Consider the following 19326-nt stretch of genomic DNA (forward strand, 5'->3'; position numbering starts at 1 on the left):
TTCTCCCGTTGGATTAATATGTATTATAGCCCCCCTCACAGCATTTGTCATCTGCAAATGTTGATTTGTACCGATAGCTGCGCAATATTTCGACTTTTCTATTGAAAAGTATTCTGATACACTAAGATTTAACGTTTTCGGGGGAGGTTTATGAGTTGAACAAGCCTAGCTTACAAGAAGTGCTTAAAGAACGAATATTAATTCTTGACGGTGCCATGGGCACGATGATCCAGCAAGAGGACCTCTCGGCTGAAGATTTTGGCGGCCCGGAGCTGGATGGCTGCAATGAAATGCTGGTCATTCATCGGCCCGACGTCATTCAAAAAATACATGAACAATATCTTGAAGCAGGTGCCGACCTGATTGAAACCAATACATTTGGCGCAACCTCCGTTGTGCTTGCTGAATACGATATACCTGAACTTGCCCGGGAAATCAACCTGAAAGCGGCTCATCTGGCCCGCGCTGCAGTTGAGAAATATTCCACGCCGGACAGCCCGCGATATGTCGTGGGAGCGATGGGTCCGACAACCAAGACGCTGTCGGTTACCGGCGGCGTGACCTTCGCCGAATTGATCGAGAGTTACGAGGAGCAAGCCGTGGCCTTGATTGAAGGCGGCGTGGATGCCCTGTTGCTCGAGACGTCGCAGGATACGCTAAACGTGAAAGCGGGGAGCATTGGGATTCGACAAGCGTTTGATAAGACAGGCGTCACCCTTCCCATCATGATATCCGGCACAATCGAACCGATGGGAACAACGCTTGCGGGACAGAACATCGAGGCGTTTTACATTTCTTTGGAACACTTGAATCCGGTATCCATCGGCCTGAACTGTGCAACGGGTCCGGAGTTCATGCGCGACCATATCCGTTCCTTGTCCGAAATGTCGAGAAGCGCGATCAGCTGTTATCCGAATGCGGGTCTGCCTGACGAGAATGGTCAATACCATGAATCTCCTGAATCGCTTGCCCAAAAGATGGGGGCTTTTGCTGAAAAAGGTTGGCTTAACATCGCTGGAGGATGCTGCGGTACGACACCTGACCACATCCGGGCTTTAAAACAAACGATGGATGGCTTCACCCCACGTCCGCTTGAGGGTGGGCACTTGCCGGCATTGTCCGGCATCGAGCCGGTATATATCGAGCAGGAAAACCGCCCGTATATGGTGGGCGAGAGAACAAATGTTCTGGGTTCGCGCAAATTTAAGCGTTTGATCGTGGAAGGAAAATATGAGGAAGCCTCCGAGATCGCTCGTGCTCAAGTCAAGAATGGCGCCCATGTCATTGATGTATGCGTACAGGATCCGGACCGCGAAGAAGCCGAGGATATGATCCAATTCCTGGAGCTGGTGGTCAAAAAGGTGAAGGTGCCGCTGATGATCGATACAACCGATCCGGCGGTCATTGACTTGGCCTTGCAATATTCGCAAGGGAAAGCGATCATTAACTCCATTAACCTTGAAGACGGCGAGGAGAAATTTGAGCATGTGACTCCGTTGGTGCACAAATACGGCGCTGCGGTCGTCGTAGGGACCATCGATGAGAGCGGTCAAGCGATTCATCGCGACGACAAGCTTAAGGTGGCGCAGCGGTCTTATGATCTCTTGGTGAACAAATACGGCATTTCGCCTGAAGATATTATTTTCGACACGCTTGTGTTCCCTGTAGGTACGGGTGACGAGCAGTACATCGGATCAGCCAAGGAAACGATTGAGGGCATTCGCATGATAAAAGAAGCCATGCCCAAAGTGCATACGATCCTCGGCATCAGCAACGTTTCCTTCGGATTGCCGGAAGCGGGCCGTGAAGTGCTGAACTCCGTGTATCTGTACGAATGCACGAAGGCCGGATTGGACTACGCAATCGTGAACACGGAAAAGCTCGAGCGTTATGCCTCCATTCCGGAGGAAGAGCGGCGTCTGGCGGAGGATCTGATTTATCGAACCAATGATGAGACGCTGGCGGCATTCGTCGCCGCGTTCCGGCATAAAAAGGTAGAGAAGAAGGTAAAGGTATCCAATCTGACGCTGGAAGAAAGACTTGCCTCTTATGTGGTGGAAGGCTCCAAGGAAGGACTGATTCCCGATTTGGATGAAGCCTTGACCAAATACGGCGCGCTGGAGATCATCAATGGCCCGCTAATGGCAGGGATGACCGAGGTTGGTCGCTTGTTTAACAACAACGAGCTCATTGTGGCGGAGGTGCTGCAAAGCGCCGAAGTGATGAAAGCCTCCGTGGCGTATTTGGAATCCTTTATGGAGAAAAACGAGTCGTCGGTCAAAGGGAAAATCATGCTGGCCACCGTGAAGGGCGACGTCCATGATATCGGTAAAAACCTGGTGGAGATCATCTTGTCCAACAATGGTTACCAAATCATTAATTTGGGTATAAAAGTACCACCGGAGCAAATTATCGAGGCTTACCGGCGGGAGCAGCCTGACGCCATCGGGTTATCCGGTTTGTTGGTCAAATCGGCACAGCAGATGGTATCCACCGCCCAGGACTTGAAAAACGCGGGCATTAGCGTTCCGATCATGGTTGGCGGGGCTGCGTTGACGCGGAAGTTCACGAAGACGCGCATCCGCCCCGAATATGACGGAATGGTGCTCTACGCGAAAGACGCGATGGACGGGCTTGCATTGGCCAACCAGCTGAGCGATCCGGTGCTGCGGACCCAAATGGCTGAAGAGATTAAGGCGGAGCAGGAAGCGGATGCAGCGGCACCACAGGTTGTAAAAGTAATGCCGAAGCTGTCTGAAGGACTCCGATCCAAAATATCGACCGAAGCCCCGGTGTATATACCGCCGGATATGGAGCGGCATGTGCTCCGGAATTATCCGATTTCGCACATCCTGCCTTATATCAACATGCAGATGCTGTTGGGACATCATCTAGGCCTTAAAGGATCCGTGGAACAGCTGCTCAAAGCGAATGATCCGAAGGCGGTATCGCTTAAGGAAACCGTTGACGGTATTCTGGAAGAGGCAGTTCAATCGGGAATCATACAGGCACATGCCATGTACCGTTTCTTCCCGGCGCAGTCGCGAGGAAATGATATTATCATATACGATCCAAAGGATGCATCGAAAATATTGCATACCTTTACGTTTCCAAGACAGCAGGTGGAGCCGTATCTGTGCTTGGCGGACTTCCTGAAATCCGTAGAGAGCGGGGTGATGGATTACGTCGGGTTCCTGGTCGTTACGGCAGGGCACGGCGTCGGGAAATTGTCCGGGGAATGGAAGGATAAAGGCGACTATCTCCGTTCCCATGCACTTCAGTCGGTTGCCCTGGAAACGGCTGAAGGGCTGGCAGAGCGAATTCACCATATGATGCGGGATACGTGGGGATACCCCGATCCGGCAGACATGACGATGAAACAGCGCCTGGGAGCGAGATACCAAGGCATTCGCGTATCCTTCGGATATCCGGCATGCCCGGATCTGGAGGATCAGGAGCCTTTATTCAAATTGATGCAGCCAGAAGATATCGGCGTTCATCTTACCGAGGGTTTCATGATGGAACCGGAGGCGTCGGTATCCGCGATGGTGTTCAGCCATCCGGAGGCTCATTATTTTAACGTGGATAAAGCTTAACATTTGAATACCGGTACAGCCGGTTTGAAATCCTCCGAATGTTTCGGGGGATTTCTCCGGTTTACAACCGAAAGGGGAGAAGAGGGATGGAACTCTATTTTCTAGGAACAAATGCGGGGGTTCCGACGCTGCAGCGTAACGTGACCTCGATTGCACTGCGAATGCTGGAAGAACGAAGAAGTCTGTGGCTGTTTGATTGTGGAGAAGGCACGCAGCATCAAATATTAAAGTCCCCGCTCAAGCTGTCCAAGCTTGAAAAGGTATTCATTACCCATATGCATGGTGATCATGTATTCGGTTTGCCAGGTTTGCTATCCAGCCGAGGTGCCCAAGGGGTAACATCACCCCTGACGATATATGGTCCCCCAGGCATCAAAGTCTTCATTGAAACTACGCTGAGCATCAGCCAATCGCGCGTCCCTTATACGATGGAGGTCATCGAGCACACCGGTGGCGTGTTGTTTGAGGACGATAATTTCCTCGTGGAATCGGCCAAGCTGGATCACAGGGCCGAGAGTTACGGCTACCGTGTCGTGGAGAAGGATCTCCCCGGCAGTCTGGACCTGAAACGGTTGGCGGACTATGGACTCAAGCCAGGGCCGCTCTATGGCAAGCTGAAAAGAGGGGAAAGCGTGGAACTCGGCGACGGCCGATGGATTCATGCCTCGGATGTGCTCCTGACACCGAAAAAAGGGAGGGTGGTCACGATTCTCGGGGATACGCGGCCATGCGCAGGCGTGGAGGCTTTGGCCAAGGACGCGGATCTCCTGGTCCATGAGGCCACGTTCATGGAGGATTTGTCGGAGCTCGCGCACGAATACTATCACAGTACCGCCAAACAGGCGGCGGAAGCGGCTAAACGGGCTGGGGTAAAAGCGCTGTTCTTGACCCACTTCAGCTCCCGGTATAAAGATATCGATCATTTACAGCCGCTGCTAAACGAAGCGCGGGAGATATTTGCGAATACGCGATTGGCGGAGGATTTCGGGTTGTATCCTATCCAGCGTCGTTCCTAGGCAGCGGTGAATTACGTGGAAATATCGGGTGGTCGGGGGCATTATTTTCCGGGAAAGCGCAGGATGCGACAAAGCGGTTCATAAACGCTAAGACTTGGACAGTCTTCGATTTCTTTCGACGCGTCGACCGTCAGAATGAAGCGATCGGCATGAACCTTGCAACCGGTAATGGGCTTCTTTACAATAATACTATCGGTATTTCTAAGTTCATTATAGTAAAGGACAGCTGAATGCCTGCAGCCATACATATATTAAGGATGATTAACCCTTACAACACGGCCTTGAATGGTCACCTTTTCATCAGATGAATCATTTATGCCGTGAAGGAAAGAAATAAAGAAGGTGCATTTATTCATGGAAAAACCAAAAGGATTGCTGATTGACCTGGACGGAACGCTGTACCATGGCCGGAATCGAATCGAGGGGGCTGACCTGCTGATCGAGCGGTTGAAAGAAATGCAGATTCCGTTCCTGTATGTAACGAACAATTCTTCGCGCACGCCGGAGCAGGTGGCGGCTCACCTGATGGAGATGGGGATTCCTGCCTTGCCGGAGGAAGTATGCACATCCTCCCTCGCTGCAGCTAAATATATCGCTGAGGAGTCGCCCGGTGCCAAGGTGGCGATGCTCGGCGAAGAGGGACTTCGCGAAGCGCTGTTGTCCGCTGGCCTTACCATCGTGGAGCAGTCCCCTGAATACGTCATTCAAGGAATCGACCGCTCGTTTGATTACGATAAGTTGACCCGTGCCGTTCGCTGGATTCAGGAGGGAGCTGTGTCGATCTTGACCAATCCGGATCTGCAGCTGCCATCCGATACCGGCCTGATGCCTGGTGCTGGTTCGCTTGGGGCTTCGATCGAGGCCGCTTCGGGAGTTAAGCCGACGGTTATCGGTAAGCCGTCCTCGATCTTGATGAAGTATGCCTCGGATCGCTTGGGTTTGGCTCCGGAAGAAACTTATGTAATCGGAGATAATATTCGTACGGATATTGCCGCTGGCGTGCATGCCGGCTGCAAGACGGTCCTCGTCATGACCGGAATCACGACCGATCGCAATATGGAAGCGCATATGGAAGCCGCCGGCGTCACGCCAGACTATATATGCCGGGATTTGAGCGAAGTGATCAGCCTGCTGTGTTCATGATAAGCAAAAGTATTATACATAAACTTGTGTGTTGACGAAAGGGAAGATGAATCATGCCGGAACTGCCGGAAATGGAGAATTACCGAAGATTGTTATCTCAGAGCATTCTGAATGTGCCGATCACCGATGTGGTCGTGAACCGTGAAAAATCCTTGAATGTGACGATTGACGAGTTTACTTCGGCCCTGAAGGGAAGCAAGGTCATTTTTGTGGAGCGGAGAGGCAAACATCTCATATTCCATTTGCATAACGGAGGCAGACTCCTGCTGCATCTGATGCTGGGGGGCATTTTGTATCTGGGACGCAGGGATGATGAGGAGCGCCCTTCCCGTTCGACCCAGGTCGAGATCACGTTCGGTGACCAGGTGCTGTATTTTATCGGCCTTCGCCTGGGTTATCTGCATTTTCTAACAGCGAGGGAAACCGAGAACGCCCTAAAAGACCTTGGTCCTGAGCTTCTGGATCGGCGAATGACCAAAGCGCGTTTCGTCGAACTGATTGGAAAACGGCGGGGCGCCTTAAAAACGACGTTGGTCAATCAACAAGTCGTCGCCGGCATCGGCAACTGTTATGCGGACGAGATCGCTTTTGATGCCCGAATCCACCCGCTATCCAAAATTCAGGATTTGCCGGAGGAGTCACTAGAGCAGCTGTACGACAGCACCGTCAAAGTGATGCACGAGGCGACGGACGGCGGAGGATACATGGAAATGCCCTTTCAGGAAGGGGATGTGCTGACAGGTGCTTATAACGACGAATGCAAAGTGTACGATCGTGAAGGAGAGCCCTGCGTTCGCTGCGGTACGCCGATCGTGAAGGCGGAGCACGCCTCGCGCAAAGTTTTCTTTTGCCCGAATTGCCAGCATGAAGTCTAAAGTCCGGATTGGAAGCCATGTCAGCACACGGGGCGGATTTCTTGCGGCAGCACAGCATGCAGCCGGGATCGGTTCACTGGCGTATCAGTATTTCCCGAAAAATCCGCGCAGTCTTCACTTGAAGACGCCGGATGTCCGCAATGCCGCCGCATGCGCCAAGTTTTGTCAGGAACAAGGGCTTGTTTCGATCGCGCACACACCGTATCCGACGAATATGGCGGTTGGCTTAACCCGGGGCGAAGCGTTTTACCAGTTGACCGTAGATTCCCTCAAGAACGATCTCATGATTGCCGAGGCTTGCGGATCGCTGGGTATCGTGGTTCATTTTGGGCATCTCAAGAGCGAGAATGTCCTTGAAGGGTATCAGAATATTATTCGCTGCATGAATGATGTGTTGTCTTCCTGGACGGGCAGGGCCAAGTTGCTGATCGAGAATCAGGCGGGAGACCATGGGTCCATGGGGATGACGCTAGAAGAGAGCGTGAAGGTTAGACAGCTTGCCGATTATCCGGAAAAAATAGGCTTTTGTCTGGATACCTGCCACTTGTTTGCCGCCGGAGGCTGGGACTTATCGAATACGGATGAGCTCCTTGCCAGAGGCAAGTCGCTAGCCTATTGGGAATCGGCGGTAGCCGTTCATTTAAACGATTCGAAATATGGAGCCGGCTCAAGAAAAGATCGCCATGCCCGCATCGGGCAAGGCATGATAGGAACAGAAGCATTGAAGCGCCTGGTTCTGGCACCGGAACTTGCGGGTAAGGCATTTGTCTTGGAAAGTGAAAAAGGAGCTGACGGCACGCATCGGGAAGACATCGCCAAGGTGCTGTCCTGGTCCTGATAGGGAGAGGGTAGGATGATTCATCTTTATTTAGACGACTGGCGCCCCAATCCGAAAGGATTCGCGCTGGCTCGAAACGGGGAAGAATGTTTGCTGATGCTCCGTGAATGCGAAGTGGACGTTCTGTCGCTTGATTTTGAACTCGGGCATGGCCAAATGAACGGCGGCGACGTCGTTGCGGCCATGATTGCCGAGAATCTACAGGCTAATGAAATATATTTGCACACCTCAAGCCCGTCGGGCAGAAGAAAAATGTATGAGCTGCTGTATGAGCACATGCCAAAAAGCGTCAAGGTCCACAATGGACCGATGCCCGAATCCGTGCTGCGGGAAGTCGCCCAAGGTTCAAGATGATTGAGGTTACGCAGCGCGAACTGTTGGAGAGGCTGGAATGGCAGGAGCGTCTGATGAAGCGTGACGCGAAGGCGGATCCTGTCATCGTATTTTTGCATACGCCATTATGCGGTACTTGCGCGGCTGCGCGTAAGATGCTGGATGTCGTGGAGTTTGTGGTGCCCGATGTACAGCTGCTGGCAGCGGACGTGAATTTCCTTCCGGGCATCGTGGAGCGATATCAAATTCGAAGCGTTCCGGCGCTGCTCGCGATCCCATCAAGCCCTGGCGCAAACGCTGAAGTGCTTTACCGGATGGGCTCCGTGCAGGATATCGTCAGTTTTGTAAGGAGCGTGAAGCCATGATTTCTTTGCAGCACCTGTCGCTCATTCGGGGGAACCGCCACATTTTGGATGATGTCAGCATTGAAATGAAGCCGGGTGAAAATTGGGTGATCCTGGGCAGGAACGGATCCGGCAAAACGACGCTGCTGGAAATGATGACGGGATATATGTTCCCTTCCAGTGGACGCGTAGAAGTGCTGGGCCATGTATACGGCCAATGTGACGTTCGGGAGGTTCGTAAATCCATCGGTTATATCAGCCAATCGCTGCTGGAGAAATTGACGCTGAGCGACCCGGTGTGGGAGGTTGTGGCAACAGGGGCGTATGCCTTTTTACGCTTTTATCAGGACATTCCGGAAGAGGCCAGAAGTTTAGCCTACAGCCTGCTGAACGAAATGGATTTCGGCCGCTTGGCGGAGCTGCCTCTCGGGACCTTGTCCCAAGGGGAACGGAAAAAAGTGATGCTGGCACGCTCCCTTATGGCCAATCCGAAGATTCTGATTATGGATGAACCGTGTGCCGGTTTGGATTTGTATGAACGGGAGAAGATGCTGCATGAGATTGACCGGCTGAGGCAGCGTAATATTACGGTCGTGTACGTCACGCATCATGTCGAGGAGATTGTCCCTTTATTTACTCATGTGGCGCTTATTAAAGACGGGCGGTTGACGGCCGCGGGACGCAAAGATGAAGTATTAAACCATGAACTTATCAAACAAACTTATGATATCGACGCTCAGCTGGAATGGGATGGCGGACGTCCCTGGATCAAAGTTATTTCTGGAGGTTAATCCGTTTGGACGAATTAAACGTAATGCAGGAACATGAGGAACAGAATCAGAACCATCGGGATTTTCACAGTAAATGGGTATGCACAGCAAATCATGGTTTCGCTCCGTATGCCCAGGAAGAGCTGCGCCGGATGTTTGGCAGCCTAAAAAGCACCATGATGATGCCAGGCGAGGTGTTTTTGATGACACTCGGCAGCTCCGAAGCTGAGGCTAAGCGGCTGATTACGTCAAAGCCGCCTATTTTCCTGCGGCATCTCTTTCCGGTACAATGGGAAATCGCGGCCGAATCCGTAGACGCAGCGCTGCAATTGACAGCAGATCATGTGCTGAAGCGGGAGGAGATTAGCCAAAGCCGCGCATCCATCCAAATCCGCAAGACGGAGAACAGCTCATGGACGGAGAGCCCCGCAGCCCTTCGGGACGATTTGCAGCTTCGCTTGGCACCGCTTGAGCTGGAATACACGGTCCAGGCACCCGAATGGATCATTTCACTATTCGCTGCTGACAATGTCTGGTATGCCGGTGTGTCGCGTCCGGAGGACAATCTGTCGGATTGGAACGGAGGCGCGGTCCGTTTTCAGCGGGAAGAGGGTCAAATCTCAAGAGCCAAATTTAAGCTGCTTGAAGCCGAGAAGCAGTTCGGGATACCCTTCGATACGTTCCGCAAGGCTGTCGATATCGGAGCAGCGCCGGGAGGCTGGACATCCTTTTTATTGGAACGCGGCTTGCAGGTTACGGCGGTAGATCCGGCGAAAATGCACCCCTCCCTGGATGGGCATAAAAACCTGCGTGTCATCCATAAAAATGCTGCGGACGTAACGTTTAGAGAGCATGAATTCGAACTGCTGGTATGCGATATGAGCTGGAGCCCCAAACTGATGGCCCGAATGGTGACCGGGCTGCTGCACAGCCTTGAAACGGGCGGCACGGCCGTCGTTACGGTTAAGCTGCTGACCAAGAAGCCAATGGCATTGGTGAAGGAGATCATGTCGGTATTTGAAGCGTCCAGAATGCAGATTCAGGGAGCGAAGCAGTTGTTCCATAATCGGGACGAGATTACGCTTTATATGATTAAGTATTAAAAAAGCCTTTACAAGTTCAAGTGTTTTGTTCTATAATGATTCCAAAATTAACCAACGGCAACTAAAGGGAAAGCATCCCGCTATGATCACGTTTCAGTGATAGAGCGGAGTGCTTTCCTTTTTTTGTTGTGCTTGTAAGTCAGAGGAGAGGGCATTGAGATGAATCAGCCTTGCAAATTGGTGCATGGGGATGTATTGGGTGAGCGTTACGTCATTGACCGCGTCATCGGCGAAGGGGGCATGAGCTGTGTATATCTGGCCGAAGATCTGAAGCTGCCTGGGAAGCAATGGGCGGTGAAGGAGACTTTGTCTGAACCGGGTATGCAGCGCACCGTTCAGGATGAGGCACAGCTTCTGATTAAACTGAGCCATCCGCGTCTGCCGCGCATCGTCGATTTTTTTCGTGATGAGGACAACGGCTATACCTATTTGGTTATGGATTACATTCAAGGCATGACATTGGAAAAATATTTCCGGGGTTACCGTGGAAACGTGAATCCGGACTTCATCATGGAGCTGACGGAGCAGCTGCTGGACGTCCTGGAGTATCTTCACCTTCATGAGCCCCAAGTCATATTCAGGGATTTAAAGCCTTCGAACATCATGCTGACCGATCAGCTGGAAGTCCGACTCATCGATTTCGGAATCGCGAGAAGCTACAAGCATGAGAGCGGCGAGGATACGGTCAAGCTCGGCACGGTCGGATTTGCGGCACCGGAGCAATACGGAGGCAGGCAAAGCGATGCCAGATCGGATTTGTACGGATTGGGGGCGCTTCTGCTTTATCTCTCGACCGGCGGCAAATTCAGCGAATGGATCACGGGAGTGGAGCGCCATATTCGCGGCGATTTGCCAAGAGAGTTAGTGCCGGTTATCCGAAAGCTGCTTCAATATGCTCCGGAGCATCGATATCAATCGACAGCTGAAGTTCGGTCCGCGCTGAAGCGGCAGCATTCGATTTCCGCGAATCTATCTGCGGTTCAAACCAGCACGGTGCCCGGGACGCTTGTTGCGGCCGTACTAGGTGCATCATCCGGCGTAGGAACCACGCATAGCTGCATCGCCTTCGGACATTTCCTTGCTTCAAGGTACGGAAAGGTAGCCGTCGTTGAAATGAGCGCCAAATCGACCTCGTTCAGCCGCATACAGGAAATAGCGGAGGGCGGAAGGCTCGGCTCTATCCGCAAATTCGAGATTAACGGGATCCACTTTTGGCGACAAACAGCGAGGACGGAAGTGATTTCGCTGCTCGGGGGCAGTTACGATGCGGTTATATTGGATTTGGGGGCGTACAGGGACAGTGAAAGGCTTGAGGAATTCCTGCGGGCCGATCTGCCGATTGTTATCGGGTCGGGAGCGGAGTGGAGGCGGCATGATGTAGCGACGCTGGCCCGAATGCTGTCCAGGCACCCGCAGCCGGGCCGGATCTATGCCCTGCCCCTTGCCGGAGAAGAAACGATTCAGGAGATGAGGAAAACGCTAGGCACGAATAAGGTTTATGCCTTGCCCCTGCAATTGGACCCTTTCGAAATACCTGACAGCAGTCGGCAGGCGTTCGCCCGGCTCTTTCAGGACTACTTGCCGCAGGCTGAACGGAAGCGAAGATTCAGGTTTTTAAAGAATTGACCGCATTTGAACTGAAGGAGATGAAGCCATGCCGATTATCAGGAGGCGAAGCCGCAAACTGATATTTGCCGGACTTGCCGGCGCAGCCGTAACTGGGGCTGTATGTGCCGGCGCCATGTTGTATTATGTGCACGGCTCTAAAGAACAGCGGCACGTGGAGCGCACCCAATACGAGCAGCGAATCGCGGAGCTTGAAGAGACCCAGCTGCAGCAGCTCAATTCGATGCAGGCGGCATGGGTCCCGGTAAGAGATATTCCGCCTGGTCATTTCATTGAGGCCAAGGACATCAAGGAAGTGCGTTTGCCGTATGACGGCACGTCCGGCAATCTCTTCTCGGGCAGGGAAGAGATCGCGGGGAAGGGCGCCAAGATCGAGCTGCTTCAGGGAATGCCGATTACCGGCGCGATGCTCTTCGAAGAGGAGCCGACTCGGCCCGATCTCCGTCACCGGGAGATGAAATCCGTATATCTGCCAAGCGACTTGCGCAAGGGGGATGTCATTGATGTTAGAGTCCAGTTTCCAACCGGACAGGATTACATCGTTTTATCCAAAAAGAAGATTGACAGGCTCCAAAATCCGGCATTTTGGACAACGTTAAGCGAGCAGGAAATCTTATTGCTCTCCAGCGCATTGGTTGACGCTTATCTGCATGATGCTACGCTCTATGCGCTTACCTATGTAGAACCCGAGCTGCAAGAGAGAGCGATTCCGAACTATCCGCCGAACGCGGAGGTGACGAAGCTGATTGCAAGCAACCCGAATATCGTGAAGAAAGCCGAGAAGCAATTGGAGCTTACGCTCCGAAACACGCTTGAAGATGATTTAAGCAAACTCCAGCCGAGTCAGCAGGCGCAAGTGTCCGACATGCCTCCTAATTCCGCCTATGCTGGCGGAGCCAGGAGTCCGGATTCTTGGAGCCCGGCATCCCATATAAATCCCCCTGCGAAATCCGCTACCGGAACGAGTTCCGATGGCATTCTCACGGACGATGACGTGAATACGGAGGTTACGCTTCGGGAGGAGAAGGCTTCGGAGGCCGGGCAGATTTTGGGGTCAACCGGGAGGACAGATACCCAGGACGGCAGTAATAAGACACCGCCAGAGGCTGATTTCATATTCTCGAGTCCGTAGGAATGACAAAGTGAGCCCCGGAGAACAGTTGGTAAGCGAAGGAGTGTAACCAAAGTGAAGAGGTGGATATTTTCGGGCATCTGCGACAAGAGCGATATGCTCCTGTACATGTGCAAAATACTAGCCAATGGAGACAGCAGGGTGCTGCTCGTCGATGGCGCGATAGATGCGAAGTACAGACATTGCATTAGCGTAATGCATCCCCAGCTGCCGGTCATGGAGTTTGCCGGTTTCGACGTGGCAACAGGATTTGGGAGTTATACGTCACTGATGGATTATCTGGAAGAAATGAATGAGAAGAAATATGACTATATTGTGATGGACGTGGAGAAGCCGCAATTTATGGACAAGGATCAGTGGGATACGGCGGATGCCCATGTTTGGGTCAGCGGATTCGAAGTAACGGGATTGCGAAAGAGCGCGGCCTTGCTGGATGAACTAAGAGCCGCAAGAACAGATGACCCGCTGCCGCCTTTCCATCGCGTATACGTACAGGTTATCGAAGACCTGGCGGACGGGTCCTATATTGAAGGCTTTATGGAGGATAGCCGGATTCAATGGCTGGCCCCCCTGTGAAGATGCCTTGGGATGAGTTGTTTTTTGCGCTGAAAATAAAAAACGAACATGCAGGTAGACTGGGCATCAAGCCATTGTCACGACAGTATAAGCGGTCGCTTACCGAACTGATTCGGATCCTGACGGAGATGGAGCAGCGGCATATCCGCCGGGCGTTTAGGCAAGCGGGAAGGAGGCATGCATGAGTCTGATTGCTGTATGGAGCCCATTAAAAAGCGGGAGCGGCAGCACGCTGTTGGCCGCATGTTTACCGATCGTATTGGCGTTTGAATACCAGGTCAAAGTGCTGCTTGCCCATGGTGGACAAGCAGGAGAACGAGTGGAACAGGCCTTTGCGCTGAAGGAGGAAGCGTTCGATTATATGGCGGCGTTTCAGGATACCGGATTGGATGCCCTCGAACGGCTCAATGCAAGCGGGAGGCTGAATCCGGATAATGTCCGCAATTATGCCCTGCCGCTGCTGTCTGATCGGCTAGATCTTTTGTGCGGACCGAAGCCGACGTCGGCCAATGATTTCAGTTCTGCTAGACATGCGGAAGGCGTGAATCGGACTGAACTAATGCTCAAGGTCTTGGCGTCCTCCAAACGAAGTTATGACGTTACCGTAGCGGATGCCGGCAATGGTGTTCCCCGAGCTGCGGATCGTGCAATACTTCAAGCGGCAGACTTGATCATCGTTGGATTGAATCAGAATTTGCATATCCTGAAGAGAGAGCTTGAGAAGGAAAGACTTCCTCCGGAGCTGAAGGAAAAAGACTGCTTGTACATGATCGGCAAATATGATCGGGAGAGCAGCTGCACACTGCAAAATATGAAGCGCCGCTTTGGAATCAAAACGATGGCGGTTGGCGTTCCGTATTGCTCCCGCATGACGGATGCATGGAATATGAGTTCGATTATTCCCTACATGCAGCGCAACCGTGGGGGCGCGGATCAGAAAGGTTTGAATTCACTGTATAATGCCGTCCGTCACCTGGCTGATGCGTCGGCTGAACAGCTCGGACTTCCGTCCGGCCGTTCGAAAGCGGGGGGCCTGCATGCTTTTGGGTAACGCCTTGAACACGATGTGGATCATCATCCTGGTTTTGTTAGTCTTGCTGTTTGTCTATCTGCGTTATATGGATACCCGTAAACCGGCGGCTGCTATAACGCGGGGCCCGGATCCCTATTCGATCGAAGCCATGACGGCATTTGTTAAGGAAAGCCTGCATCAGCTGACGCACAGCCAATTGTCTGATTTAGGGCTGCACGAAGAAGCATATCGCCGCAGGCTGAACAAGCGGAGCGAGTTGCGAAGCGCGCTCAAGGGCTGCGTATCCGGTGATGCGATGGACAAGGCGTACGTTAAGGATTTTTTAAAGCAGCTGCTTGTCAAGGATTTGGGATTGAACGAGTCCAACATTGATGCAGCCATTCCGTTTGAAAGCCTAACCGAATTAACGGCCCAGGATCAATTCGAGATTCTCTTGTACCTGTACCAGCAGCGGCACGGGGAGGATGCTTTATCCGTACTTCTGGAGACATACGATCTTGCGCAGCCTCGCGTCATTCCCGGTTACGGGGAGGGCAGCGTTTATGCGGTTACCGCGGAAGACATTGCTTATATTTATGAGTCAGAGCAGCGTGCGCTTCTGTTTCAGGAGAAGCTGGATATCGTTGTTCAGCGCATTTATCAGCAGTACAAAGGATTTTCCGTCGTGGATGAAATCAGGGATCAGCGGATTGACGGGATCAGTGGGGGAGTCAGCGGCGTTCCCGTCGACCGCGACAGCGGACAGAATACCTTTTACGGACCGGATGATTTTTTGGGGCTAGGTCTTTCGAATGCCGAATTGCCTGCATCAGGCTGTGAGAGCGTTTGGATTTTTTACCGGGGTGTTTCGCTTCATCTTGCTTTTTTATCGTTTGGTTCGATGCTGGAGCTTAAGCGGGTATGTCAAAACATATACAAATATAATCATCCGGGACAGCTGTCGGAAGCCAGCGGTTACAAAGTGAATGAGATGAAGGATGGCTCCAGGGTTGTTGTGGTAAGGCCACCGTTTGCCGAATCCTGGGCATTTTTTGTACGCAAGTTCGATTTGCCCAAGGCTACGCTTGATCAATTGATTACGGGGAGCGGCTCCGAGCTGGTGATCGGTTTATTGAAATATTTGATGAGAGGCAGCCGGATTACGGCGATTACCGGTGCTCAAGGATCAGGAAAAACCACGCTGCTGATGGCAATGGTTGGCCATATCTATGCCTCCTATACCCTCCGGGTTCAGGAGATGGCCTTCGAGCTCCACTTAAGGAAAATCTACAGCCGCAGGAACATTCTCAGCTTCAGGGAAACGGAGCATATCAGCGGACAGGCAGGGCTGGATCTGCAGAAGAAAACGGACGGTACGGTCAATATCCTTGGTGAGGTTGCCAGCGACGAGGTTGCGTCATGGATGATACAGATGTCTCAAGTAGCAAGTCTGTTTACCGTATTTACCCATCATGCCAAGACATTCAGGGATTTGGTTCAATCCCTGCGCAACTCCCTGCTCAAGAGCGGCGCGTTCAGGCAAGAGCACATTGCCGAGCAGCAGGTGGTCAGCGTGATCAACTTTGACATTCATTTGAGAAGAGACGCTTTCGGAAACCGTTACATAGAGCGAATTACAGAGTGCATTCCGGTGGATAAGGGGGCGCTGCCGCAATTCGAAGCTTCTACGGAAAACAATTGGAAGAGCAGCATGGAGGAGTATTTTCATTTAAGTGCAGAGCATATGCGGAGACTGAACGAGGACCGCTGCTATGTGTCCCGCAATGTGATTGAATACCGGGACGGTGCATATATTGCTTGCGCCAAACTATCCGAAATCAGCATTCGCGAAATGACCGAGCAGATGCATCCGGAGGATGCGGAGGAATTCAGAATATTTCTGGACTCGGGCTGGGGGGAACAACGTGGCCTCTAAAGACGTGTTAATCCTGATATTCATTACATCCCTGACGCTGTTCTCGATTACGTTCGGTTTGGTGTCGTGGATGTCCAGAAGACGAGGAAACCGTGGGAATTTTGCCGGAAGGTTCGATGCGGGTGAAGGAAAGCCGTTTCGCGGTATATACCGCCAATGGTTCCAATTGGCTTATATGTATGGAGTGAAACTCCCGCTCGTCCAATCGTATATCAAACGGATCAGGCAGAGAATCGCGATCATCCATCCTTACGATGAAATTTCGCTTCGGTATGAGACGGTGAAGCTTGCTTGCGCGATTACAGGGATTATCGGGTTAACTGCCCTGCTGCTGATATGGAGTCATCCGGACCTGGGATTTATCGTGATAGTCATCCTTGCCGCCGTGGTTATTAACAATATGCTTGTTGAGATGTTCATTAACCGGCTGGAGCGCAAGCTGCTTGTTCAATCGGTTGAATTGTTCTCCCTCGTCCGTCATCACTATCAGCAGCATGGAATGGTCGAGGAGGCTTTGTATGAAGGGGCAGAGACTTCGGGACATGAAATCTCCATACATGCCCATCGGATCTATAATGCCCTCGTATCCCAAGATCCTAATGATGAGCTGGAGCGATATTATGAGGTAGCGCCTAACCGGTATTTAAAGGCGTTTGCGGGCATTTCCCATCTGGTGATGGAGTTTGGCGATCATGCGAGAAAACAAGGCTCTATTTATCTTCTTGGGCTCAGCGGATTGACCAAGGAAATCCAATTGGAAATATTGCGAAGAGACAAGCTTGATTACTTGATGAAGGGTTTGAATGCAATTGCGCTGGCCCCGGTTTTTTTTACGAAACCGATCGAACGGTGGGCGAGAAGCAGTTTTCCGTCAATGGATGAGTTTTACATGAGCAAGCTCGGATTTGTGACCAAGATATCCATTTACGTCATTATCCTGATTTCTTACATCCTGCTCCAGAAGCTCCAGCAAAATCGGGAAACCGATTACCGGGCAGTAGCACGGAAAGTGACGTGGGAAGAAAGAATGTACCGAATTCCTATTATTCGCTGGCTTGCGGGGATCATGACCCCGACCCCAGGCACGATGAAATATGACAGCCGGGTTCGGCTGCTGAAGGAGAGCAATGCGAAAATCAAATTCGAGTGGCTGTATATCAGAAGGGTAACGTTTTTTTTCCTCGGTTTCTTTTTAGCGCTGTCGCTGGCCGTTGGACTGCATGTACAGTCTAGGCATCATTTGTTATTTGTCCCCGTTCCATTAAATCATTCTCTGTTCGGACAGATGAATGATGTTGAGCGCTTGCAGGCAGAGGAGACTGCCCGGCGGGATCGGGTGATCATGGAGCAGCTGCAAATGTCAACGAAAGCAACGCATGACCAGATCCAACAGGCCGTAAGAGATACAGATTCTGTTGGTTTGACCAAGGAACAAATTGAGATTGCAGCCGATCGAATCATGACCAAGCTGAAGCGGTATGATAGCGAGTATTTGAAGTGGTGGGAGCTGCTGCTCTCCTTCATGGCAGGTATTGCAGGTTATGGGGCGCCACTGTGGCTGCTGTATTTTCACCGGAAAGTGCGAAACATGGAAATGCGGCATGAAGTATATCAATTTCAGACGGTCATATCGATCCTGCGCGGTATGGAGCGAATCACGGTTGAAGTTATATTGGAATGGCTTAACCGGTTCGCCGTTATTTTCAAGGTTCCCATTCAAAAAAGCCTGCTTCACTATGAACATGGCGCGCAGTTGGCTTTACTGGAGCTGAAGGAAGACGTCTGGTTACCCGAATTTCAACGGTTGGTGGACAAGCTGATCCTTGCGGTGGATAAAGTTCCGATCAAGGACGTATTCGACGATCTCGACGGGGAGATGATATTCAGCTTCGAGCAGCGCAAGCAGGAATATGAAGCGATGATCGACACGAAAGCCGCATGGGCGCGGATGATCGGTTTTACTCCGATGTATGCGCTGATCTTTATGTATCTTGTCATTCCGCTGATCGGCATGAGTTTCTCCCAAATGGAAACGTATTATGAGCAAATTCAACGACTTTGAAGTAATACAAGGCCTAAGCACTACTGAAACGATAATCACTAGGTTCATATAAAAAACAATAAGGGAAATGAGGGGGATTTCAATGAATAACGCATCATCCGCATTAAAGGTTGCAGCAGGCATATTTTTGACCATTGCCCTGATTACGATCGTTGTCATTTTGTTTATTTCGGCCCAGGAGGCAACCAAAACCGCCCAGAACAATTTTTCGGATATACAGACGGAGCTGTCCCAGGCAGCCTTTACCGTGTATGACGGAACGACGATCAGCGGTTCTCAAGTTACGAATGCACTGCGCAAATATAAGGATAAGGATCAGTTCGGCGTTTTCATTGCAACAGGTAAAAATAAAGCAGGGCAATGGTACGGCAACGTACTGGAGTCGGACGGATCGATCCTGAATCCGGATTCCAGGCAAGGGAACATCAACCTCGTCATGGATGAGAAAAGCCCGGAGTACGTCAACCCAAGCGGGAAGTTTAGGGCGACCATCGTGAAAGACAATTCCAACGTGATCCGGGGAATTAAATTCGATCAATAGTTATGAATAGAAAGGTGACTAATCTTGCGAGATGCAACAATAAGCATGCTAGAATTGGCTGCGGGGGTGGCGTTGTTTCTCGGCGCATCCTTGTATGCTTTCCATATTCAGGCAATGGTTGGTAGCGGGATAACAGCCGCGGACCGAATGACTCAAGAGCAGCATGCCGGAGTGACAACCGTAAAGATGACTAACGAGAACGGGAAGCTGACCTATGTAGGAAGCGAAGTCTTGTTTACGCTGCGAGAATTAGAGGCAGGCGACTTTACCGTTGATGTGGATGGAACGGTGTTCCATTCAGGCAGTCATCCGGAGGAGCTGGATGTTTCGATCATCGACTTGAACGCACGGTATCATGCGGAGTACATTCGGGGAGCGGATGGGGAAATAGAACGGATCCAGTTTGTAAAAGCGAGGTAACAA

Annotated in this window: 18 protein-coding genes; all 18 read left to right on the forward strand. The window is 51.6% G+C overall.

Going from position 1 to position 19326, the window contains the following annotated elements; genetic code table 11:
* Nucleotides 1-155 precede the first annotated feature (155 nt).
* Nucleotides 156-3596, forward strand: a complete 3441-nt coding sequence (metH, locus tag MHI43_RS12240) for a methionine synthase (RefSeq protein ID WP_015734674.1) — start codon at nt 156-158, stop codon at nt 3594-3596.
* 86 nt (nt 3597-3682) lie between these two features.
* Nucleotides 3683-4612, forward strand: coding sequence for a ribonuclease Z (gene rnz / locus MHI43_RS12245; protein ID WP_015734675.1), 930 nt, complete (start codon nt 3683-3685; stop codon nt 4610-4612).
* A 354-nt stretch (nt 4613-4966) separates the two neighbouring features.
* Nucleotides 4967-5755 (forward strand): TIGR01457 family HAD-type hydrolase, encoded by a 789-nt coding sequence (locus tag MHI43_RS12250; protein WP_015734676.1) that lies wholly within the window; start codon nt 4967-4969, stop codon nt 5753-5755.
* Between the two features lie 53 nt (nt 5756-5808).
* Complete coding sequence (locus MHI43_RS12255; protein ID WP_015734677.1) at nt 5809-6630, forward strand: DNA-formamidopyrimidine glycosylase family protein; 822 nt, start codon at nt 5809-5811, stop codon at nt 6628-6630.
* Nucleotides 6620-7468, forward strand: coding sequence for a deoxyribonuclease IV (locus tag MHI43_RS12260; protein WP_036665398.1), 849 nt, complete (start codon nt 6620-6622; stop codon nt 7466-7468). Before MHI43_RS12255 ends, MHI43_RS12260 begins: the two co-directional genes overlap by 11 nt.
* Nucleotides 7469-7483: 15 nt before the next feature.
* Nucleotides 7484-7822 carry a cyclic-phosphate processing receiver domain-containing protein gene (locus MHI43_RS12265; protein ID WP_015734679.1) on the forward strand — a complete coding sequence of 113 codons (339 nt, stop codon included), beginning with the start codon at nt 7484-7486 and terminating at the stop codon, nt 7820-7822.
* Nucleotides 7819-8166, forward strand: coding sequence for a thioredoxin family protein (locus tag MHI43_RS12270; RefSeq protein ID WP_051425412.1), 348 nt, complete (start codon nt 7819-7821; stop codon nt 8164-8166). The genes MHI43_RS12265 and MHI43_RS12270 overlap by 4 nt, the downstream gene beginning before the upstream one ends.
* Nucleotides 8163-8936: an ATP-binding cassette domain-containing protein gene (locus MHI43_RS12275; protein ID WP_036665397.1), complete on the forward strand. Its 774-nt coding sequence runs from the start codon at nt 8163-8165 to the stop codon at nt 8934-8936. Before MHI43_RS12270 ends, MHI43_RS12275 begins: the two co-directional genes overlap by 4 nt.
* 5 nt (nt 8937-8941) lie before the next feature.
* Nucleotides 8942-10018, forward strand: coding sequence for an SAM-dependent methyltransferase (locus tag MHI43_RS12280; RefSeq protein ID WP_036665395.1), 1077 nt, complete (start codon nt 8942-8944; stop codon nt 10016-10018).
* A gap of 159 nt (nt 10019-10177) precedes the next feature.
* Nucleotides 10178-11644, forward strand: coding sequence for a serine/threonine-protein kinase (locus MHI43_RS12285; protein ID WP_036665394.1), 1467 nt, complete (start codon nt 10178-10180; stop codon nt 11642-11644).
* Between the two features lie 28 nt (nt 11645-11672).
* Nucleotides 11673-12776 (forward strand): SAF domain-containing protein, encoded by a 1104-nt coding sequence (locus tag MHI43_RS12290; protein ID WP_036665392.1) that lies wholly within the window; start codon nt 11673-11675, stop codon nt 12774-12776.
* A 54-nt stretch (nt 12777-12830) separates the two neighbouring features.
* Nucleotides 12831-13352: a hypothetical protein gene (locus tag MHI43_RS12295; RefSeq protein ID WP_235201888.1), complete on the forward strand. Its 522-nt coding sequence runs from the start codon at nt 12831-12833 to the stop codon at nt 13350-13352.
* 2 nt (nt 13353-13354) lie between these two features.
* Nucleotides 13355-13537: a hypothetical protein gene (locus MHI43_RS12300; protein ID WP_341283261.1), complete on the forward strand. Its 183-nt coding sequence runs from the start codon at nt 13355-13357 to the stop codon at nt 13535-13537.
* Entirely contained in the window at nt 13534-14403 is an 870-nt protein-coding gene (locus tag MHI43_RS12305; protein WP_036665391.1) for a hypothetical protein, read from the forward strand. The genes MHI43_RS12300 and MHI43_RS12305 overlap by 4 nt, the downstream gene beginning before the upstream one ends.
* Nucleotides 14390-16300: an ATPase, T2SS/T4P/T4SS family gene (locus tag MHI43_RS12310; RefSeq protein WP_036665390.1), complete on the forward strand. Its 1911-nt coding sequence runs from the start codon at nt 14390-14392 to the stop codon at nt 16298-16300. Before MHI43_RS12305 ends, MHI43_RS12310 begins: the two co-directional genes overlap by 14 nt.
* Nucleotides 16290-18362 carry a hypothetical protein gene (locus MHI43_RS12315; RefSeq protein ID WP_036665389.1) on the forward strand — a complete coding sequence of 691 codons (2073 nt, stop codon included), beginning with the start codon at nt 16290-16292 and terminating at the stop codon, nt 18360-18362. Before MHI43_RS12310 ends, MHI43_RS12315 begins: the two co-directional genes overlap by 11 nt.
* 82 nt (nt 18363-18444) lie before the next feature.
* Entirely contained in the window at nt 18445-18903 is a 459-nt protein-coding gene (locus MHI43_RS12320; protein WP_009596009.1) for a hypothetical protein, read from the forward strand.
* Nucleotides 18904-18948: 45 nt separating this feature from the next.
* Nucleotides 18949-19323, forward strand: coding sequence for a hypothetical protein (locus MHI43_RS12325; protein WP_015734689.1), 375 nt, complete (start codon nt 18949-18951; stop codon nt 19321-19323).
* The last annotated feature ends 3 nt before the right edge of the window (nt 19324-19326 follow it).

The sequence above is a fragment of the Paenibacillus sp. FSL H8-0457 genome, from assembly GCF_038051935.1.
Classification (GTDB): domain Bacteria; phylum Bacillota; class Bacilli; order Paenibacillales; family Paenibacillaceae; genus Paenibacillus_AQ; species Paenibacillus_AQ lautus_A.